Annotated in this window: 1 protein-coding gene; it reads right to left on the bottom strand. The window is 63.4% G+C overall.

The genetic code is table 11. The annotated features are described in order from the left end of the window. The coding region (locus ACZXDY_RS46405) for an IS110 family transposase (RefSeq protein ID WP_464350087.1) at nucleotides 1–398 on the bottom strand (398 nt) is incomplete at its 3' end. Between the last annotated feature and the right edge of the window lie 77 nt (nucleotides 399–475).

The raw sequence follows: 475 nt of genomic DNA, 5'->3' as shown, positions 1-475 counted from the left end.
CGATCGCGGACGCGGTGCAGCGCCTGAAGGTCGAGCTGATCGGCGGTCTTGGTCGCGACGAACTTCATGGTCGGGCGCTGGACAGCCTCGGCGATGGCTTCCGCATCTCGGAAGTCATTCTTCTGCCCCTTCGAATAGGGGCGCACGTATTTCGCCGGCATCAGGCGGGCGTCGTGGCCAAGCATTTGGAGCTTGCGGCTGAGATGATGCGCGCCGACGCAAGCCTCCATCCCGATCAAGCACGGCGGCAGGTTGGCGAGCCGCGTTTCCACCTGGCCGCGTGACCACTTCTGTCGCAGCACGATGGCACCGCGGTGATCATGACCCACGAGGTGGAACGAGTTCTTGCCGATATCGATGCCGATCACGGCGATCGCTGCGTTGAGCTTCTGAGACATGGTGTGCTCCTTGTCTTGAGCGCCCCTTGCCAGCTTCTCGCACTGGCAGGGCCGGAGCACGGCCGGACCATTCCATT

The organism is Bradyrhizobium sp. LeoB3 (assembly GCF_055456055.1).
Note: the sequence above shows the minus strand (reverse complement) of the source record. Positions and strands in the feature narration are given on the sequence as shown.